This window comes from Nocardia transvalensis, from assembly GCF_015477765.1.
Classification (GTDB): Bacteria; Actinomycetota; Actinomycetes; order Mycobacteriales; family Mycobacteriaceae; genus Nocardia; species Nocardia transvalensis_A.
This window is the reverse complement of record NZ_JADLQQ010000002.1, coordinates 93,863-111,521: the sequence shown is the minus strand read 5'-3', so window position 1 is coordinate 111,521 and position 17,659 is coordinate 93,863. Positions and strand designations below refer to the sequence as shown.

18 protein-coding genes and 1 pseudogene are annotated in these 17,659 nt (G+C 69.0%); 10 read left to right on the top strand and 9 right to left on the bottom strand.

Features of this window, described 5'->3' with window-relative positions; genetic code table 11:
* Positions 1-29 precede the first annotated feature (29 nt).
* The 4 genes and pseudogenes from IU452_RS04460 (at position 30) to IU452_RS04445 (ending at position 3,886) form a co-directional block, all read left to right on the top strand.
* Complete coding sequence (locus tag IU452_RS04460; protein WP_195107617.1) at positions 30-515, top strand: universal stress protein; 486 nt, start codon at positions 30-32, stop codon at positions 513-515.
* A 79-nt stretch (positions 516-594) separates the two neighbouring features.
* On the top strand, positions 595-1,854 hold the full coding sequence (locus IU452_RS04455) for a DoxX family protein (protein WP_195107616.1): 1,260 nt from the start codon (positions 595-597) through the stop codon (positions 1,852-1,854).
* A gap of 291 nt (positions 1,855-2,145) precedes the next feature.
* Positions 2,146-3,269, top strand: a pseudogene (locus IU452_RS04450) (agmatine deiminase family protein).
* A gap of 35 nt (positions 3,270-3,304) precedes the next feature.
* Positions 3,305-3,886, top strand: a complete 582-nt coding sequence (locus IU452_RS04445; RefSeq protein ID WP_195107615.1) for a TetR/AcrR family transcriptional regulator — start codon at positions 3,305-3,307, stop codon at positions 3,884-3,886.
* On the opposite strand, the gene IU452_RS04440 is transcribed toward IU452_RS04445, so the two are convergent.
* Entirely contained in the window at positions 3,865-4,344 is a 480-nt protein-coding gene (locus tag IU452_RS04440; RefSeq protein ID WP_195107614.1) for a nitroreductase family deazaflavin-dependent oxidoreductase, read from the bottom strand. The genes IU452_RS04445 and IU452_RS04440 overlap by 22 nt on opposite strands.
* Before the next feature lie 45 nt (positions 4,345-4,389).
* The gene (locus IU452_RS04435) at positions 4,390-4,581 is read right to left on the bottom strand and encodes a heavy-metal-associated domain-containing protein (protein ID WP_195107613.1); all 192 of its coding nucleotides are present in this window, start codon (positions 4,579-4,581) and stop codon (positions 4,390-4,392) included.
* 162 nt (positions 4,582-4,743) lie between these two features.
* Between IU452_RS04435 and IU452_RS04430 the strand changes: the two genes are divergently transcribed.
* On the top strand, positions 4,744-5,160 hold the full coding sequence (locus IU452_RS04430; RefSeq protein WP_195107612.1) for a hypothetical protein: 417 nt from the start codon (positions 4,744-4,746) through the stop codon (positions 5,158-5,160).
* A gap of 14 nt (positions 5,161-5,174) precedes the next feature.
* Complete coding sequence (locus IU452_RS04425) at positions 5,175-5,330, top strand: DUF6131 family protein (RefSeq protein WP_195107611.1); 156 nt, start codon at positions 5,175-5,177, stop codon at positions 5,328-5,330.
* Here the strand turns inward: IU452_RS04425 and IU452_RS04420 are convergent.
* Positions 5,327-6,157, bottom strand: a complete 831-nt coding sequence (locus tag IU452_RS04420; RefSeq protein ID WP_195107610.1) for an alpha/beta fold hydrolase — start codon at positions 6,155-6,157, stop codon at positions 5,327-5,329. The genes IU452_RS04425 and IU452_RS04420 overlap by 4 nt on opposite strands.
* Positions 6,158-6,212: 55 nt before the next feature.
* Here IU452_RS04420 and IU452_RS04415 point away from each other — a divergent pair, with 55 nt between their 5' ends.
* Positions 6,213-6,818 (top strand): TetR/AcrR family transcriptional regulator, encoded by a 606-nt coding sequence (locus IU452_RS04415; protein ID WP_195107609.1) that lies wholly within the window; start codon positions 6,213-6,215, stop codon positions 6,816-6,818.
* A gap of 46 nt (positions 6,819-6,864) precedes the next feature.
* Here the strand turns inward: IU452_RS04415 and IU452_RS04410 are convergent, their stop codons facing one another.
* The gene (locus IU452_RS04410) at positions 6,865-7,317 is read right to left on the bottom strand and encodes a hypothetical protein (protein ID WP_195107608.1); all 453 of its coding nucleotides are present in this window, start codon (positions 7,315-7,317) and stop codon (positions 6,865-6,867) included.
* Positions 7,318-7,528: 211 nt separating this feature from the next.
* Between IU452_RS04410 and IU452_RS04405 the strand changes: the two genes are divergently transcribed.
* A complete protein-coding gene (locus IU452_RS04405; protein WP_195107607.1) occupies positions 7,529-7,930 on the top strand; it encodes a hypothetical protein in 402 nt (133 codons plus the stop codon).
* A gap of 4 nt (positions 7,931-7,934) precedes the next feature.
* Here the strand turns inward: IU452_RS04405 and IU452_RS04400 are convergent, their stop codons facing one another.
* From IU452_RS04400 to IU452_RS04380, 5 genes are all read right to left on the bottom strand, one after another.
* On the bottom strand, positions 7,935-8,747 hold the full coding sequence (locus IU452_RS04400) for an amidohydrolase family protein (RefSeq protein ID WP_195107606.1): 813 nt from the start codon (positions 8,745-8,747) through the stop codon (positions 7,935-7,937).
* Positions 8,748-8,827: 80 nt separating this feature from the next.
* Positions 8,828-10,891, bottom strand: a complete 2,064-nt coding sequence (locus IU452_RS04395) for a neutral/alkaline ceramidase (protein ID WP_195107605.1) — start codon at positions 10,889-10,891, stop codon at positions 8,828-8,830.
* Between the two features lie 143 nt (positions 10,892-11,034).
* Positions 11,035-13,419: a beta-glucosidase family protein gene (locus IU452_RS04390; RefSeq protein WP_195107604.1), complete on the bottom strand. Its 2,385-nt coding sequence runs from the start codon at positions 13,417-13,419 to the stop codon at positions 11,035-11,037.
* 193 nt (positions 13,420-13,612) lie between these two features.
* Positions 13,613-14,263 (bottom strand): hypothetical protein, encoded by a 651-nt coding sequence (locus IU452_RS04385; protein ID WP_228816638.1) that lies wholly within the window; start codon positions 14,261-14,263, stop codon positions 13,613-13,615.
* 144 nt (positions 14,264-14,407) lie between these two features.
* A complete protein-coding gene (locus IU452_RS04380) occupies positions 14,408-14,776 on the bottom strand; it encodes a hypothetical protein (RefSeq protein WP_228816636.1) in 369 nt (122 codons plus the stop codon).
* A 230-nt stretch (positions 14,777-15,006) separates the two neighbouring features.
* On the opposite strand from IU452_RS04380, the gene IU452_RS04375 reads away from it, so the two are divergent.
* Together IU452_RS04375 and IU452_RS04370 are read left to right on the top strand one after the other, a co-directional pair.
* Complete coding sequence (locus tag IU452_RS04375; RefSeq protein ID WP_195107602.1) at positions 15,007-16,239, top strand: cytochrome P450 family protein; 1,233 nt, start codon at positions 15,007-15,009, stop codon at positions 16,237-16,239.
* Positions 16,240-16,412: 173 nt separating this feature from the next.
* On the top strand, positions 16,413-17,573 hold the full coding sequence (locus IU452_RS04370) for a sensor domain-containing diguanylate cyclase (protein WP_195107601.1): 1,161 nt from the start codon (positions 16,413-16,415) through the stop codon (positions 17,571-17,573).
* Positions 17,574-17,659 lie beyond the last annotated feature (86 nt).

The following is a 17,659-nucleotide window of genomic DNA, read 5'->3' as shown; positions in this document are numbered from 1 at the left end:
TGTCGACGGTGGGCTCTAGGCTCGAGATCATGTCGGAGGAGATCACCCCCGAATGGGCGCCGGGCGCGTCGACGGGATTCGAACTGGGCACCGATGGACCGCGCGTGATCATGGTCGGAGTCGATGGATCCGACTCCTCATGGCGTGCCGCGGCCTATGCTGCGGGGCTCGCCCGCCGCCAGAACGCGCTGCTGACAATGGTTTACGTGCAGCCGTACATGGCGATGGCCGGGGCCTACGGCGCGGACGTGCAGGGCGTGACCGAGGAGATCGCCGACGATCTGGTGCGCGAGATCCAGGAGCACGCCGAGCGGGTCAAGGACGTCTACACCGGGCGCTGGACATTTCTCACCCGCCGCGGCGACGCCTACACCGGCCTCGCCGAGGCCGCCGACGAACTCAAGGCCGATGCGGTCGTCGTCGGCGCGTCGGAGAAGACCGGACACCGGCTGATCGGATCGGTGGCGGTACGGTTGGTGAAGGCCGGACGCTGGCCGGTGACCGTCGTTCCCTGAGGGCGACCGGTACGGCCGCGTTTGGTGTGTACAACTGCGGGAACTCGCCGAAACAGCCATCGAGGAAAGGGTTCTTGTCATGTTGATCCGCCGACTGGCCCGCCCACTGCTGGCCACCGCCTTCGTCGTCGACGGGGTGGACACGCTGATGCACCCGGAGCCGCGCGCCAAGGCCGCGGGGATGCTGGTCTCGCAGGGCGAGCAGAAACTGCCGCAGCAATTGGCCGACAAACTGCCATCCGATCCGGGCATGGTGGTCCGCATGAATGCCGCGGCCCAGGTCGGTGCCGGCGTGCTGCTGGCGCTGGGTCGCGTGCCCCGGCTGTCGGCGCTGGTGCTGGCCGCCACCGTCGTCCCGGCGACGGTGACCGAACAGGATTTCTGGAACGAGCCCGACCCGGCTCGCCGTGACGCCAAACGGGTGGCGTTCCTGAAGGATCTCGGGTTGCTGGGCGGTCTGATGATCGCCGCCGCCGACACCGAGGGCAAACCGTCGCTGGGCTGGCGGGGCCGCCGTGCCGCCCGCCGGGCCGCCGCCGCTCTGCCCTTCGGCGCCAGTTCGAGTGAGACCCTGCGAGACCGCCTGCAGGAGCAGGCAATTCGCGCGCAGGAACTCACCGAGGCCGCCCGCCACCGAGGCGCGGAGCTCGTCGAGGTGGTCCAGGACCGCGGACCGGAGTGGGCCGAGACCGCCAAACAGCGCGGCGCACACCTGGTCGAGGTGGCCCAGGACCGCGGCCCCGAACTGGCCGAGGCCATCAAACAGCGCGGCGCACACCTGGTCGAGGTGGCCCAGGACCGCGGCCCCGAACTGGCCGAGGCGGCCAAGCACCGCGGCGCACGCCTGATCGACCTCGCGCAGGAACGCGGCCCCGAACTGGCCGAGGCCGTCAAGCAGCGCGGCGCCCACTTGGTCGAGACCGCCCAGGACCGCGGCCCGGAGCTCGCCGGCACCGCCAAGCAGCGCGGGGCCCACCTGCTCGACCGCGGCAGCGACCTGGCCGAGGTGGCCGGCGATCGGGGCACCCAACTCGGCCGCCGCGCCCGGCGGCGCGCCGAGAAGCTGGCCGACCGCGCCCAGGCCCGCAGCGCCGAACTCGCCGACCTGGCCAAGGAACGCGGCAGCGAATGGACCGAAACCGCCGACCGCCGAGGCCGCCGCGCCGCCCGGCGCGCCCGTCGCCGTGGCCTGTCCGCCGCCGACCGCACCCAGATCCGCGGAGCCGAATTCGCCGACCGCGCCCAGGCACGCGCCGCCGAACTGGCCGCCCGCGCCCAGGCCCGCAGCGCCGAATTGGCCGAAACCGCAAAGGAACGCGCCGAACGCCTCCGCGGCTGAGGCCTCTCATCCGGATGCCCGCGCTCACGCCCTGGGGGCGTGAGCGCGGGCAAACAACAAACCCTCGTTGCCCTCAGAGGCCCACCCCGAACCCAACACAGCCGCACCCCTTACCCACACACGCAACCGCTGTAGGGGTGCGTCTACATGTAGGGGGTGCGCCTGCATGGGGTGGAGCTCCACGCCGGAATGACGGGAGGCGGGCGGAGCACGAGTTTTGGGGTTGGCTGAAAAGTTAGTCAGGGATACTGTCGTCGTCGCCGCGTGGGTCGAAGAGAAGGAAGCTATGGGATGCGACGACGCCTTTTCTTGCGATCGGGGTTGGTGGCGATGGGTGGTGGGGTGTTGGGGGCTTGCGGTGGGACGGGGTCGTCTCGGTCGGGGAATGCTGGTGGGGGCGCGGGCGATGACGGGCGGGCGTGGGTGATGCCTGAGGAGGGGCGGCCGCACGAGCGGACCTGGATGGCGTTCGGGGCCAGTGAACGGATCTGGGGGACGCGGCTTTTGCCGCGGGTGCGCGCGAATTTGGTGACGATTGCCTCGACCATCGCCCGGTATGAACCGGTATCGATGCTGGTGCGGCCCTCCGAGTTGGATATGGCGCGCGGGATGGTCGGGCCGGGCGTCGAGTTGGTCCCCGCCGATATCGATGACCTGTGGATGCGCGATACCGGGCCGGTGTTCGTCGAGAGCAACGGCGCCAAGGCCGGGGTGGACTTCAACTTCAACGGGTGGGGCGGTAAACAAGAGCACCGCAACGACGCTCGGGTCGCGGGATTGGTCGCCGGCCGTGCCGGAGTCGAGATCCGGCGCACCGATCTGGTTCTCGAGGGCGGCGGATTGGAAGTCGACGGCGAGGGCACCGCGATCATCACCGAGTCCTGCGTACTCAACGACAATCGCAACCGCGGCTGGGGCAAGTCCGAGGTCGAGGCCGAACTCCATCGCCTGCTCGGCATCGAGAAGGTGATCTGGTTGCCCGGCATCGCCGGTCACGACATCACCGACGGCCATACCGACTTCTACGCCCGCTTCACCGGCCCCGGTGTCGTCGTCGCCGGTCTGGACAACGACCCGGACTCCTTCGACTACGACGTCACCCGCCGCCATCTCGACATTCTGCGCTCCGCCACCGATGCCCACGGCCGCCCCCTGCAGGTCGAACCGCTCGCGGGCCCCTCCGAGATCCGCGCGCACCACACCGGCGACGACTTCGCCGCAGGCTACATCAACTTCTATGTCTGCAACGGCGCGGTGATCGCCCCCGAATTCGGCGACCCCGCACCGACGCCGCCACCGAGACCACCCTGCAGAGGCTGTTCCCCGGCCGAGAGATCGTGCAGATCGACATCGATGCCATCGCCGCCGGTGGTGGCGGCATCCACTGCACCACCCAGCAGGAACCCGCCGACTGATCGCCTCCCCCGATGCCTACCTGGAGTGAGATGCCGTGTCAGAGCGCCGAACCCAGATCCTGGAGGCAGCCGTCCATGTCATCGCCCAGGACGGGGTGCGCGGGCTGCGCATCGAAAAGCTCGCCGCCGAGGCCGGGGTGTCCACGGCCCTGATCTACTACCACTTCAAAGACCGCGCCGGGGTCCTGCACGCCGCGCTCGAGCACATCAACCGCCGCGCCGAGCGCTACACCGGGAGCGCCTTCACCACCACCGACGACCCTCGCGCTCAACTCGAACGGCTGCTGCTTCTCGAACTCCAGGACGACGAAGAGATTCGCGAAAACAGCATCGCGTGGGGCGAACTGCGCGCCAGCGCCGTCTTCAACGACGACCTCCGCGCACCCCTGCGGGACACCACCCACTCCTGGAACAGCGATGTCGAGGCCCTCGTCCGCCGGGCCCGCAGCACCACCGACATCGACCCCGCCGTCACCGCCGAACACGTCACCTCCCTCGTCGAAGGACTCAGCGAACGCTGGCACAGCGGATCGATCACTCTCGATCGGGCCCGCGAAATCCTCGCCCACGCCCTGAGGCTCGAACTGGGCGAGGCTCAGATGCGGGTCAGTTCATAAAGGCGAAACCGACGGGGATGGGCCAAGCGCTGCTCCATGGTGTAGCCGGGCCAGTACGCGACGGCGCGGTGCCAGGCGGCCTCGCGGTCGGGCCCGGTGAGGCGGCGGACGCGGACCTTGAAACGCTCGCCGTTGCTGTGGATCTCGGCGTGCTCGGCGGCATTGAGGTTGGCCGACCAGGCCGGATGATCCTTACTCCCCCAGTTGGAACCGACCAGGAGATAGGTGCCGGGGCCGTCGGGCACATAGAGCAGCGAGACCGTGCGCGGCAGGCCGCTCTTGCGACCGAGCACGGTCAGTTCTATCGAGGGCAGACCGGCCAGATCCAGAACGCCGCGCCGGCCACCGGTGATCCGGCGGACGACGCGTTCCAGGACGGCGACGGCGGGCGCGGCCCGCATCACCGACGGGCGGCGCGCAATGGCCCGGCCTACCGCGGGCAAGGGGTTCCTCGGCACCAATCCACCGTAGCGGCACGCCGTTTCGGCGCGATGGCCCGCCCGTTACCGCGCCGCTACCCCGGCGTCGCGGATGATCTCGAGCACCTCGCTGTGGGTCAGCGACGAGGTGACGGTGATCGTCTCCGATCCCGGGTCGACATCGACCCCGGTGGTCGTGTCCAACCTCCGCAGCGTGCGCTCGGCGAGATCGGCGTCGGTGGCGAATTCCGGAAGTTCGAAGGTGTAGGTGCTCATGACATCTCCCGATACGAAAACGGTTCGTCGACCGCATAGCACGTACGGCCCGCCTCAAACCAGCGGGCATGGTAACCCGGCCGATGCGGCGGGGGTTTGGTCGGTGCGGCGGCGGGCATTGCCGGTACATAACGTCCAGCAACGTTGGGAATTGGGAATGCCATGTTAGTACTCATCGGATTGCTCGCGTTGATCGCGGCGCTCGTCGTCGGCGTCGCCGCGGTGGTGGCGAATGTCGGCAACGCCCATCTGCTGTCCACCGATTTCACCGTGTTCAATCAGCATTTCACCGGCTCGCAGGGCCAACTGTTCGCCGCGGGTGCCGTCGTCGGCGCCGTCGGCATGTTCGGGCTCGCACTGCTGCTGGCCGGGGCGCTGTCCGCGTCGCGACGCCACGCCCAGGTTCGCCGCGAACTACGCCAGCAGCGCCGCGAGATGTCCGCGGCGAAAAAGGATCTCGCCTCGACGTCGCGTGATCGGCAGGCCTCGGCGCAGCAGCAGCCCGTCTGGTCGTGGAATCGCTTCCTGCGCCGCCCGAGCGGTTCGCGCCCGTCCCGGTCCGCCCAGCCGCAAGCCTGATACGGGAGCACATCATGATCATCGCCGGAATTCTGCTCATCATCGCGGGCTATCTGCTGGGCATCCCGATCCTCACCACGATCGGCATCATCCTCGCCGTCGTCGGCGCGGTGCTGATCCTGCTGGGCGCCGTGGGCCGCCCGATCGGCGGCCGCCGGCACTATTACTAGCCGGTGAGGAAATCGGTCATCGCCTTCGCGACCGCCGCGGGCTGATCGATCATCGACAGCACGTAGGCGTCGTCGATTTCGACGAGACGGCCCTCCGGGAGCAGCTGCGCCAGCCGAGGGCCGTGCTCGCGCGGCATGACCTTGCCCGCCGACGACCACAGCACCAGCGCATCGCCCGAGAATCCTTGCAGCGCTTCGGTGGCCGCGATCAGTTCTCGATCCGGCGGCAACGACAATCCGTACTTGCGCAGATCGCGGCGGATCCGCCGATCGCGCAGGCCCGGTTCGGTCCAGCCTCGCACCATCTCGTCCGGTAGCGGTGAGCGCGCCATCCATCCGAACAGCAGCGGCGTGCGCCGAAGTGCACGAATTCGCAACTGTCGCAGGGCTATTGTCGTGCCACCGGGCAGGCGTACCGCCAATACCGCCATCCTCCCGGGCAATCCGGGCGGAAAATTGTCGAACACCTCGCACGGCAAAATGATCAGCCGCGACACCCGCTCGTCGAGACCGTATGCGGTGAGAAACAGCGCCCCACCCCAGTCCGAATGCACCAGCGTGACCTCGCGCAGATCCAGTGTCGCAAGCAATTCCGCGACCAGTTCGACCTGACCGCGCAGGCTCAGATCGGCCTCGGCATGCATCGGCTCCGGATGCGCACCCAGCGGCAGCACGGGTCGGATGTAGCGAAATCCGCTGGGCAGCAAGCCCATGACCGGATCCCACACCGTGTGATCCATCAGCAATCCGTGCAGCAGCACCACCGGCGGGCCCTCGCCCTGCTCGACATAGTGCACGCGACCGGCGGTCACCTCGACGACGGGCATCGGCTTCCCTTCCGCTAGAGCGCTCACTCTAGAGCGCATGCTCTAGTGTGTAACCATGGCGGAGAACATGTCAACCAGCACCCGGGAGCGGATCGTCACCGCCGCCGCCGAGCTGATGCGCCGACAGGGCTATGGCACCACCAGCGTCAAACAGCTCACGGCGGCCGCCCACGCCCCGATCGGCTCGCTCTACCACCACTTTCCGGAGGGCAAACAGCAGATCGCCGCCGAGGCGCTACGCACCAGCGGCGCCGCCTACATCCGGCTGCTGCCGCTGCTGATGGACCCGTACGAGGATCTGCGCGAGGCGATTCCGGCCGCCTTCGACGCCGCGGCGGCCGATATCGAGCAGTCCGGCTGGATGAACATGTGTCCGGTCGGCACCGTCGCCGGTGAGATCGCCGACAGCGAGCCCGCGCTGCGCGAGGTCGCCGCCGAGGTGATCACCTCCTGGATCGAGGAGGGCACCGCCTATTTCATCCGCCGCGGCCTACGCCCCGCCCCGGCCCGCGAACTGCTGCTGGCGATGCTGAGCGCCCTGGAGGGAGCCTTCATCCTCAGCCGCACACTGCGCTCCCCCGAACCCCTGCACGCGGCAGGCCGCGCCCTGGCCGCCCATCTCGACATAGCCCGCGCCACAAGCGAAACCACCCCCGCCTGACGATCCGCCGTACCGCTCCGCCATCCCGAGAGCACCGCGGGCAGGGTCAGGCGCGGGGGGAGATCCTGATTTCGGTGGTGCTGTCGGGCGGGAAGTGGGCCTCCGAGGCCGTGAGGGTCACCTGGACTCGGCCCGGTGGGGCGAAAATGTCGGCGGAGGTGGTCGCTCCGGCTTGGAGCCAGATCGGATAGCTGTGCTGGGCGCCGGTGTCGAGATTGCGCCAGGCGATCGTCCCGGTGGTGGCGCAGCGGCCGAAGCCGTACAGGTTGACGCCGATGTGGACCTTCGCGCCGACATACGGATTTTCGGTGGGGCCGTAGACTTCCGCGACCGGGTTGAGGCTGCCCGCGCACAGCCCGCCGAACTGAGTAGCCAGGGTATAGATCGTCGGCATCGGCGCAACGACCGAGGCCGCGGCCGGTGCGGCGGTGGCCGCCAAGGGGATGACTGCCAGCGCGGCCGCCGCCGACAGTCCCGTCACCGAACGCCTGATCGTCATGAGCCTGCTCCTGTTCGAGTGGGGTCCCCGACCGAGCTTTCTCTGTACCCAAAGCATGAACCGCCCCTGCACAACCCGCAATGCCCCCAGGCTCGCCTGGCCCGAGGCGATGCAGACCGGACCCTCCGGGTCAAGACCCGCCGAAAGATATATGTTGCCCGTAACGTCCGTATTGCCGGAATCTCACAGTCGTCGTCGATAGGCTGTGAGCATGCTGTCGATCTGCGCAGTCCGGCAGGATGAGGAACCGTTCTACGCACTCAATGCGACTGTCCCCCATCCGGATTCGACCGCCGACGAACCGGTGACCGCGGCGGGTCTGGCACGCACGATGCTGGCCCTGCGCCTCGACGAACTGACACCCCTCGAACGCACCGGCGTCCGCGACGATCTCGCGATCGGCATGCCCGCGGGCACCCGCGTGGCCGGGAAGAATTACCGGTCACGCCGCAGACGAGACAGCGCAGCCCTGGTCATCCCGCCCGACGCACCGCCCTACGCGCTGGCTGTCTGCTACAGCGGACCGCTCGCCGACGGCCGCGCCGTCGGCGATCCCGCCATCCGCCTGTTCGCCCGGATCGCCGCCCAGGTCTGGTCGCTGCGCCGCCCGTAGCTGTTCACAGCCGGAACACCTTGCGCGCGTTGCCCTCCAGATACAGCTCGCGGGTCTCGGCATCCAGTCCGAGGTCGTCCAGGCCCGCGAGGGCGTGTCCCGGCATGATCATCGGGTAGTTCGTGCCGAACAGCACCTTGTGCCGCCCGCTGCCCGTCTTCAGATACGAGATCAGTTCCGGCGGAAGACGTTTGGTGGTGTAGGCCGAGGTGTCGATCACCACGTTCTCGTGTTTGCGCGCGACGGCAATCATCTCCTCGGTCCAGGGATATCCGATATGCCCGCACACGATCGTCAGTTCCGGGAAGTCGAGGGCGACCTGATCGAGGTAGGGAATCGGGCGGCCGGGCTCCGAGGGCCGCAGCGGTCCGGTGTGGCCGACCTGTGTGCAGAACGGCACCCCGAGTTCGACACATTCGGCGAACAGCGGATAGAAGCGCCGATCGGTCGGTGGGGTCTCCCACAGCCACGGCAGCACCCGCAACCCCTTGAATCCCTCGTCGCGGACCCGCCGCCGCAGCTCCCGCACCGCCGCGACCGGCTTGCGCAGATCCACCGAGGCCAAGCCCGACAACCGATCCGGGGCCTGTGCGACCCACGCCGCCACCTCGTCGTTGCCGATCAGCGATCCTTCCGGTGCGTGCCATGCGCTGATGACCGCGCGATCGACCCCCGCGGCGTCCATCGCCTCGAGGGTGAACGAGAGCGGTATGGGCTCGGTCGGGATCGTCGCGCCGCTCCATCGCCGCAGCGAGGCGAACATCTCGTGGGCGAGGAAACGGGGCGTGGGGTGCTGAGCCCAGACATCGATCGTCATGGCACACCGCTCCTTTCACTGGACCGTACGAACCGGTGCGTCCCACTCAATCACAGTCGGTCGCCGGCGAACAGCCGCGCTCAGCCCACGCCGAATTCGGGTGAGGTGCCGGTGAATCGGGTCACCGCGCCCGCGCCGTCGCGGCTGTCACCGCTGTATTCGATGCGGTAGCGGCCGGATTCGGTCCCCTCGGGAATGGTCCAGTCGATGCCGATCAAGGATGCGGCGGGCTGGCCGTCGGGCCGCGACCAGTGCAGTTCGGTGCACCAGTCGTTGTCGTCGAACACCCGCCGCCAGGTCCCGCCCTCCGTGCGCTGCACCTCGAAATAGGTGCCGCCGGTGTGGAAGTCGTTGTTCGGGTGCGCTCCGGCGAACACTACCGAAACCGTCTGTCCCGCCCGGTAATCCGCGGCGGGTGCGGTGATCACGTCCCCGAAGCGGTGTCCGGCCACGGGCACGTCCGGAGGCACCGGCGGCAACAGATTCGGTTGCGGGCCCGCGGTCCAGTCCAGCGGCGCGGGGCCGCGGCCCGGATCGATGCGCGCCGCCACCGCACGCGCCAGCCTGTCGAATTCCTGCATATATGCCGACAGCGTCCACCGGCCGTACAGCGTCTCCCCGCCCTCGTACTGCTGCGAGACGTATTCCTCGGGCGTGGCCACATATCCGCAGTAGCCGTTGGCGTAGCCCTGCATGAGCACGTTCTCGAGCGGCACGCCCAGTGCGCGGGCGACCACCCGGCGGATCCGCAGCCCCGACACCACCGTGTATTCCGCGGGCCCGCAGGCCAATACGAGCTCACCGATGCGCAGGATCTGAATCGGCACCACCAGCGGCACCCACGGGCGCGGCGGCATGATCCCGAGCGGGGCCACGATCAGCTTGGGCGCCTGCACATCTCGCATCCACTGCTCGATCGGTGCGTTCACCCCACCCAGCGCCGCCACGACCGGGTTCTGCTGCCCCTCGAACAGGAAGGGCAGCTGGGTTTTCCAGTTGTCCTCCGAACTGGCGGCCGCCGCCGAGGCGCCCATCATCGCCGGTGTCGTGCGCGCGGGCTTACCGTCGGGGGTGTAGTCGCCGTCGATGGCGGTGTCGCCCATGTTCACATAGCGCAGGGCCGTGTCGATGCCGCTGCCGCCCATCGGCCGCGCCGCCGCGAAAGCCGCACGCCCGGCCTGGTATTGACGTTCGCCGATGAGGGCGCAGTCGAGGCGATTGCTGTCGGTCGGACCGCTCGGATGCCAGGGCGTGACGTTGAGGTTCGGGGTGATATCGCCCGGGTTGGTCTGCGCGAAGGCGGCCACGAAACCGGGTTGGCCGTCCAGGTAGCGCACCCCCATCTCGTCGTGCTCCCACCGATAGCTGGCGTAGCCCTTGTTGTCGGCCGAGATCAGGGTGTTGCGATCGGTCAGCGAGGTGCCGTGGGTGGCGTACCAGGTGATGGCGCCGACATCGCGGCCGCCCTGACGCAGCCGCAGCACCGTCACCGCCGGATCGATGGCATCGGGAAATTCGGCCTTGTCTTCCGGCGGATTCAGGTCGAAGGCCACCCGGGAGCGATTGGCCGCGGCGTCGTGTAGTTCCCCGCGACCGAGCAGCAGACTGCCGGGCGCGAGCCGCTCGTGCGCGGCGACGATCGCGGCCACGATTCCGTTGACCTCGGCCTCGTGCGAATTCTGCTGAAAGCCGTAGGCGGCCAGCGAATAGGCGTATTCGCGTGCGGTGCCGCCGCAGGAGTTGTGATTGTGGGTGGCGTTGATGCTGACGTTGCGCTCGGTGTAGAGGTCACCGAAGCGTTGCGCCAACCGCTGCAGCACGGCCAGGTGCACGGACTGGAACAGGCAGGCGATGTCGACGGTCACGAACGCGACCCGGTCGCCGGTGGCGCGGTCGACGATGACGTAGGCCCGCGCCCAACATCGCATCAGCAGGCCCGTGGCGACCTGGTCCAGCTCGGAATAGCCCATCATGCCCTGACCGGCCACCGCGCCGGTGACATCGGCGATGCCGCAGCCGATCAGATAGTCCTGACCGTCGGCGGCGCGCCGCATCGGATGCGCGTGCGCGGTCTGCGCACCCACCACACCGGCCGTCAGCGCCGCCGCGCTGCCGGCCAGCATCGATCGCCGGGAGACCGTCACGAGTACTCCTTCGGTGCCGGAATGTCTGGTGCGGCGAAGCGTACTGGTCACTCGTCCAGTACGCCACCGCTGCCACTGCACGGGAGCGTAGGCGACCGAGCAGCAAAAAGCCCGCAACGGCGGCTGTCGGTATATTCGCCCGGTCAGGCGATCTCGGCGTGCAGCGGGAGGTCCGACACCGAGGTGCCGATGTGCACGGTGAAGGGGCCGGGCTCGGTGGCCCAGCCGTCGGCGGTCCAGTGTTCGAAGGCTCGGTGCGGCAGGGGAATATCCACCCGTCGCGACTGTCCGGGGCCGAGGGTGAGCGTCTCGAACGCCGCCAGCCACCGCACCGGCCGGTCGAGCGCGCTGTGCGGACGTGACAGGTACGCCTGCACCACCTGCTTGCCCGGGCGGTCGCCGGTGTTGCGGACGGTGACCGTGGCGGTGTGACCGGAGACGGCGAGGTCGCTCAGTTCCCAGCTGGTGTAGCCGAGTCCGTATCCGAAGGGGTAGGCGGGCTCGAGGCCGCCGCGCAGCCAGGCGCGGTAGCCGATGTGCACGCCCTCCTCGTAGCGCAGCGTGCCGCCTTCCGGCGTCGTGCTCAGCACCGGAACCTCGTCCATGGTCTTCGGCCAGGTGGTGGGCAGCCGACCGCCGGGCTCGCGGGCGCCGGTGAGCACGTCGGCGAGCGCGGCACCGAACTCCTGTCCGGGGAACCACGACAGCAGCACCGCGGCCACCTCGTCGCGCCACGGCATCTCCACCGGCGCACCGGAATTCACCACCACGATCGTGCGCGGATTGACCGCCGCCACCGCCGCGACCAGTTCGTCCTGCCGACCGGGCAGGCGCAGTGTGGTGCGGTCGGCGCCCTCGCTTTCGATCAGTTCGGTGGTGCCGACGACCACGACCGCCGCGTCGGCGGTGCGTGCCGCCTCGACGGCCGCGGCGAACTCCTCGTCCTCGGTGCGCCGCGGCCGAACTATGCCGAGTGTGACGCCGAGCAGTACGCCCAGTCCCGGAATCGCCTGCGGGGTGGCGACGGTGATCCGCACGTCGACCTCCTGCCCCGCCGCCAGCGTGCGGGGCACCGCTCGTTGCGGTGGGTCCATCAGCGCGTTCAGCGGATCGGCGCTCTCGGGTGCGACGGTCTCGTCGAGAACGGTTTCGCCGTCGAGTTCGACACGCACCCCGCCGATCGCCGCCGCCCCGATCCGCCATTCGCCGTCGGCATCGGCGCGCAGCCGGGCATGCAGCTGGACGGCCGACGCCCGCGCGGCCGACGCGTCGCCGAACAGGACCAGCGTGCCCGCCGTGCGGTGCTGTGTGTCGATGAGGCTCTCGCCGTCCAGATAGCGCAGGCTCAGCCCGGGTGTGCCGGTCTCGGGGTCGGTGATCAGCTCCACCGGTACCGGCGCGAGGCCGTCGGTGACCCGCACGCCGGGTGTATGAACCACCGGCACAACGGCTTTCAAACCTTCCAGCGGGGTGGTGGTGTGACCGGGAATCACGGTGGCGCTGCCGCCGCCCATGAACCGCGGCTCGGCCGCACCCGGGCCCAGCAGGGCCACCGTGGTGTCCGGGCGCAGCGGCAGCACGCCGTCGTTGCGGACCAGCACCATGGCATCGGCGGCGGCTCGGCGCACCAGCTGCTGGGCCTTCTCGTCGGTGAATTCCGGTGTGGGGCGGGGCGTTCCGTCCAACGCGCCGACGCGGACGGCGAAACGCAGGATGCGGCGGACCTTCTCGTCGATCGCCGCCTCCGGCACCGTGCCGCCTCGAACCGCCTCCGCCAGCGGCTCACCCCACAGCATGGGCGGGCCGGGCATGCACAGATCGGTCCCGCGCGCCGCGCCCTCGGTGGAACGCACCGCGGTCCAGTCCGAGACCACCACGCCGTCGAAACCCCAACTGCCCTTGAGCGGTTCGTCCAGCAGCGAATTCTCGGTCATGGTGACACCGGCGACGGAGTTGTAGGCCGCCATCACCATCCACGCCCCGGCCTGCACACTGCGTTCGAACGGATACAGATACAGTTCGCGTAGGGCGCGCTCGTCCACGCGCACATCGACGGTGAAGCGGTCGGTCTCGGAATCGTTGGCCACGTAGTGTTTCGGGCACGCGGCCACGCCGTGCTCCTGCACCGCCCGCACGTACGCGGCGGCCATCTCGGCGGTGAGCATCGGATCCTCGGAGAAGCATTCGAAATGCCTGCCGCCCAGGGGCGACCGATGCAGATTGATGGTCGGTCCCAGTACCGCGTGCACGTTCTTGCGGCGTGCCTCCGCGGCGATCAGGGCGCCGATCTCACCGAGCAGCGGCCGGTCCCAGGTGGCGGCCAGGGCCGTCCCCGAGGGCAGGCTCACCGAGGGGTCCCGCTCGTCCCAGTTCTCGCCGCGCACTCCCGACGGGCCGTCCGAGATCGGCATCGCCGCCAGCCCGATGGCCGGCTCACCGGCCATCCGGAACATCCCCGCCCCGGAGATGAGCCGCAATTTCGCCGCCAGATCCAGTTTCGCCACCCACTGCTCGATCCGGTCGTCCATCAGCACCCCGTTCGTCTCGCCTGACCTTTTGCTATTTTCCCGACCAACCACTCGGTCGGGGTGTCGCTACCGACAGTACCGACCGATCGCCGCCGAGGCGAGCTCCGTGCCGGTAATCGACGAGACCCGCCGGAATACCGAAGGGGCCCAGGCCGAGACGGCGGCAGGTGGCGAGGACAGGGGCCCGGTGGGTTCAGCGGGTGGGACGGGGTGCATCTATGCGGGTGATCAGTGTGGTGCCGTTACGGTCCGCGACCGTGACGATCTGACGGTATGTGCGGGTGGACCGGTCGGGGCGGGTCTCGGTGACCTGTACGTCGAACCGGCCGTCCGGGAGCGGGGCGACCTGGACGCAGTGCCGGGTTCCCGCGGGGACGGTGGCGATGCCGAGGTCGATCACCTGGGGTGAAGAGACCCAGGCGTCGGCGGTGGTGACCGATCGGGCCAGCCCCCCGGAGCGAGCCACGTAGTAGGCGTGCTGGAAGGCCAGGATGGCGTCGGGTCCGGAGGCGGTCGAGCCGACTCCGTTGCCGCGCACCAGTTGTGCGGTCCGCGTGGCCTCGCAGCCGGGACCGCCACCGAGGATCGGATCGGCGGCGCTCACCAGCGCCTCGGGCTGAATCCCGGCCTCCACCCGGGCCAACACGATTCCGCCGACCACGGCCGCGGTCCCGATCATCGCGAACGTCCCGACCATCATCCGGTGCCGGTGGTGCGGGCGCGGGCGGGCGTGGCGGCGGCGCGGCTGCGACGGCGGGATCATTCCCGGCCAGACCGGCACGGCCCCCGCGGTGCCGCCGATCTCGCCGGTCCGACGCGGCCCGTTGAACTTCGATTCCGACATGGCCTCGCCGCACCCCCTTTCCGATGCCTCCCGCCTCGGCTCGCCGGTGCGGTATCACCCTGGGCGATAACAACATTGCACATCGCCGTGCCGACCGGCGGTCGAATCATCGAGGAAGGGGGTCGATTTCGGACCGGGAGCCGGTTATTCCTCCACCGGATAGAAGGACTCACCGTCCTCGGGTGTGTCGTCGATCTGGCCGGCGTGCTGACGCGAGGGTGTCGCCGCGTGCCCGCGGGTGTCCGGGCGGACCGCGTCGATACCCTCGGCAGCGGTCCCGCCGTCGTCCTCGCGGGACCGGCCCGCTCCGACGTCGGGCTCCTCCTGCGCGAGCCGATCGGCCAGCGGCTGTCCTTCCCGCTGCTCCCGCGACGTCATCCCGTACCGGTCGGCGCCGGTCCAGTCGTCGGGCGGAGCGACAACCGCATCGCCGTCGTCGTTGCGCACCTCGTCGGAATCCAGGCTTTCGGTCGAACTCAACATGTCCTCGCCGGGCTCGCCTCGTCCGTTCATGTTCGAGGCGTTCCCGCGCATCTGGCGGGCAAACACGGTGTGAGATCCGGTACTCGAGGGCGACCGATTCGTACGGTTCCGGCCCGCGTGCCGTTCGGGCGCCAGGGTAACCGCGGCCGAGTTATGCTCATGCATACAATTCGAAATCGCCTGGCGGTCTGGGTTTTTGAGACAGCCCGTGCAGACGGAGAGGTCCGGGGCCTCGTGTCTCGGACCGCTGGAGGTGCCCGATGAGCCGGCCATGTCCGCACGCGGAAACCATCGTGATCGACCCGATGATCGGCGATCTGCACGGTGAGACCAGCCGATTGCGCGCGGCGGGACCGCTGGCCCGCATAGAGCTCCTGGGTGTGCCCGCGTGGACGGTGACCACCCATGCGCTCGCCCGGCAACTGCTGGTCGATCAACGGCTGGTCAAGGACATCACTGCGTGGTCGCTGTGGCAGTCCGGAGTCGTGACGCGGCAGTGGCCGCTGATCGGCATGATCGACGCCGGGCGGTCGATGTTCACCGTGGACGGCGCCGAACATCGACGGCTGCGGATCAAGACCACCCAGGCCCTGTCACCGCGCCGCCTCGACACGATGCGCCCGGTGATCGAGCGGCTCACCGCCGAACTGCTCGACGATCTGGCACGCGCCGGTCGCGGCGGTGCGATCGTGGACCTCAAATCGGTGTTCGCCTACCCGCTGCCCATGCGGGTCGTCAGCGAGCTGATGGGTGTGGACCGCGCCGATCAGCCCATGCTGCTCGAGTGGTACAAGGCGTTCTTCTCGCTGTTGACCCCGCAGGGCGAGCGGCTGCGGGTGATCGACGACCTGGACGCCTATTTCACCGAGATGGTGCGCAAGAAGACCGCCCAGCCCGGTGACGATCTCACCTCCGCCTTCATCTTCGCCGAGGACGGCGGCGATCCGCTGACCGAGGAGGAGGTGGTCGGCAATCTGAAGGCGCTCGTCGCGGCCGGGCACGAAACCACCGTCTCGCTCATCCTCACCACCGTGCGGGCCCTGCTGCGTCACCCCGACCAGTTCGAGCTGCTGCGCCGCGGCGACTACGAGTGGAAACAGGCCATCGAGGAGACCCTGCGCTGGGACGGCCCGGTGACTCACCTGCTGATGCGATTCGCGACCGAGGACATCGGCGTCGGCGACACCGTCATCGCGAAGGGCGACGGCGTTGTCATGTCCTACCGCGCGATCGGCCGCGACACCACCGTGCACGGCCCCGACGCCGACGACTACGACCTCACCCGCCCGACCGCCGCCCGCCACATCTCCTTCGGCCACGGCCCGCACATCTGTCCCGGTGCCGCGCTGTCGCGCCTGGAGACGGTGATCGCGGTCCCGGCCCTGTTCGGCCGCTTCCCCGGTCTGCGGTTGGCCGTGCCCGCCGAGGAGATCCGCAACCTGCCGGTGCTGACCCAGAACGACCTCGCGGCCTTCCCCGTTCGCCTCGGCTGATCGTTCGCTTCGGCAATCCTGCAGCGAACGCCCCGGTCAGAACCGGGTATGGATGACCTCACATTGCATGTGACCGGCATTCGCCATAACCTCGATCAGCACGCCGTATCGGATCGCCGGGGACATCCCTGGGCAAATGCTCGACTCCGTTGCCGACCCAAGGCGGAAGCTCGATGACCGACAGCCGACCGATGTTTCGAACCTGGTGGCGCGACCAGGTCGATTATCACTGGCTGGTGGAAACTCTCGACGCTCGCGGGGCGCTGGGCCGATTCAAATTCATGCTGGGCGCCGGCGGGATCGTTATGCTGGTGACCGCGTTGCTGGCCGCGATGGCACAGGGTGACGTGGACGGTCCGGTGTACGAGGTGCAGGGTTGGGTGGAGGCCGCCTTCGCCGGGGCATGGACACTGCGGTGGTGGTTGCTGCCGTGGCCGCGCGAGGCCGAGTCGATCGTGTGGATCGCCCTGTTCGATATCGACGCCACCGCCAATGTCCTGCTGGTCCACGACCGCACCATCGGAGTCCTCGGCGTCGTTCTGCTGATGGCGATGGGCGGATATGTCGCCGTCTTCCACGGACCGCGCATCCTTGCCCTGCACATCGGATGGTCGGTGCTGACGAGCGTCATACTGGCGGTCCTGATCGCCACCGGCAGACTGCCGGGCGGCGGACAGGGCGGCACCGGCCGGCAGGATTTGGCCCTGGGCATCACGATCGTTCTGGTCATGGTGGTCGTCGTCGCGGTGATCCTGCCCTTCGTCCAGTTCTGTAACTGGCTGCTGCGGGTCGACGCCCTGTCCGATCCGCTGACCGACCTGATGAACCGGCGCGGCCTCGATTCCTACCTGTCGGCACGCATCGGCCGCTGCCCGCACGGGACGATGTACGTCGCCACGATCGATCTGGACCGGTTCAAGACCGTGAACGACACCTTCGGCCACCCCTTCGGCGACGAGGTGCTGATACGCACGGCGCAGCGTCTGCGCGGTGCGGTCGATCGCGCGATTCTCGCCCGTACCGGCGGGGAGGAGTTCGTGGTGGTGGGTTACCTGCGTGAGGACGCCGCCGCCATGGGAGATCGGCTGCGCCGCGCGATCGAGACGATGCCCGATCTTCCGGTCACGATCACCGCCAGCGTGGGCGTGGCGGTCCTCGATGCGACCCACCCGGATACGCACTACTCCGATACCACCTACCGCCAGCTGCTGCGCGACTCCGACGCCGCGATGTATCGAGCGAAACGGCTGGGCGGCAACACCGTCGTGGTTGCCGCGAGCGCCGAGCCGGTCCCCGCGCCGCCCGAGCGCCGACACGAAGTAGCCACCAACTAGCTCATTCCTCTCGGCTCCCGGTCACACTTCGATAACTTCCCGAACATGCAGGCAGTGGGCCGGGACTAGGCTTCTCCGTAGCCGTT

Coding starts and splice junctions, on each gene's coding strand:
- IU452_RS04425 (WP_195107611.1), top strand. CDS start 5,175: ATGATCATCGCCGGAATTCTGCTCATCATCGCGGGCTATCTGCTGGGC.
- IU452_RS04460 (WP_195107617.1), top strand. CDS start 30: ATGTCGGAGGAGATCACCCCCGAATGGGCGCCGGGCGCGTCGACGGGA.
- IU452_RS04410 (WP_195107608.1), bottom strand. CDS start 7,317: ATGACGATCAGGCGTTCGGTGACGGGACTGTCGGCGGCGGCCGCGCTG.
- IU452_RS04415 (WP_195107609.1), top strand. CDS start 6,213: ATGGCGGAGAACATGTCAACCAGCACCCGGGAGCGGATCGTCACCGCC.
- IU452_RS04400 (WP_195107606.1), bottom strand. CDS start 8,747: ATGACGATCGATGTCTGGGCTCAGCACCCCACGCCCCGTTTCCTCGCC.
- IU452_RS04370 (WP_195107601.1), top strand. CDS start 16,413: ATGACCGACAGCCGACCGATGTTTCGAACCTGGTGGCGCGACCAGGTC.
- IU452_RS04385 (WP_228816638.1), bottom strand. CDS start 14,263: ATGTCGGAATCGAAGTTCAACGGGCCGCGTCGGACCGGCGAGATCGGC.
- IU452_RS04375 (WP_195107602.1), top strand. CDS start 15,007: ATGAGCCGGCCATGTCCGCACGCGGAAACCATCGTGATCGACCCGATG.
- IU452_RS04455 (WP_195107616.1), top strand. CDS start 595: ATGTTGATCCGCCGACTGGCCCGCCCACTGCTGGCCACCGCCTTCGTC.
- IU452_RS04435 (WP_195107613.1), bottom strand. CDS start 4,581: ATGAGCACCTACACCTTCGAACTTCCGGAATTCGCCACCGACGCCGAT.
- IU452_RS04420 (WP_195107610.1), bottom strand. CDS start 6,157: ATGCCCGTCGTCGAGGTGACCGCCGGTCGCGTGCACTATGTCGAGCAG.
- IU452_RS04430 (WP_195107612.1), top strand. CDS start 4,744: ATGTTAGTACTCATCGGATTGCTCGCGTTGATCGCGGCGCTCGTCGTC.
- IU452_RS04405 (WP_195107607.1), top strand. CDS start 7,529: ATGCTGTCGATCTGCGCAGTCCGGCAGGATGAGGAACCGTTCTACGCA.
- IU452_RS04390 (WP_195107604.1), bottom strand. CDS start 13,419: ATGGACGACCGGATCGAGCAGTGGGTGGCGAAACTGGATCTGGCGGCG.
- IU452_RS04380 (WP_228816636.1), bottom strand. CDS start 14,776: ATGAACGGACGAGGCGAGCCCGGCGAGGACATGTTGAGTTCGACCGAA.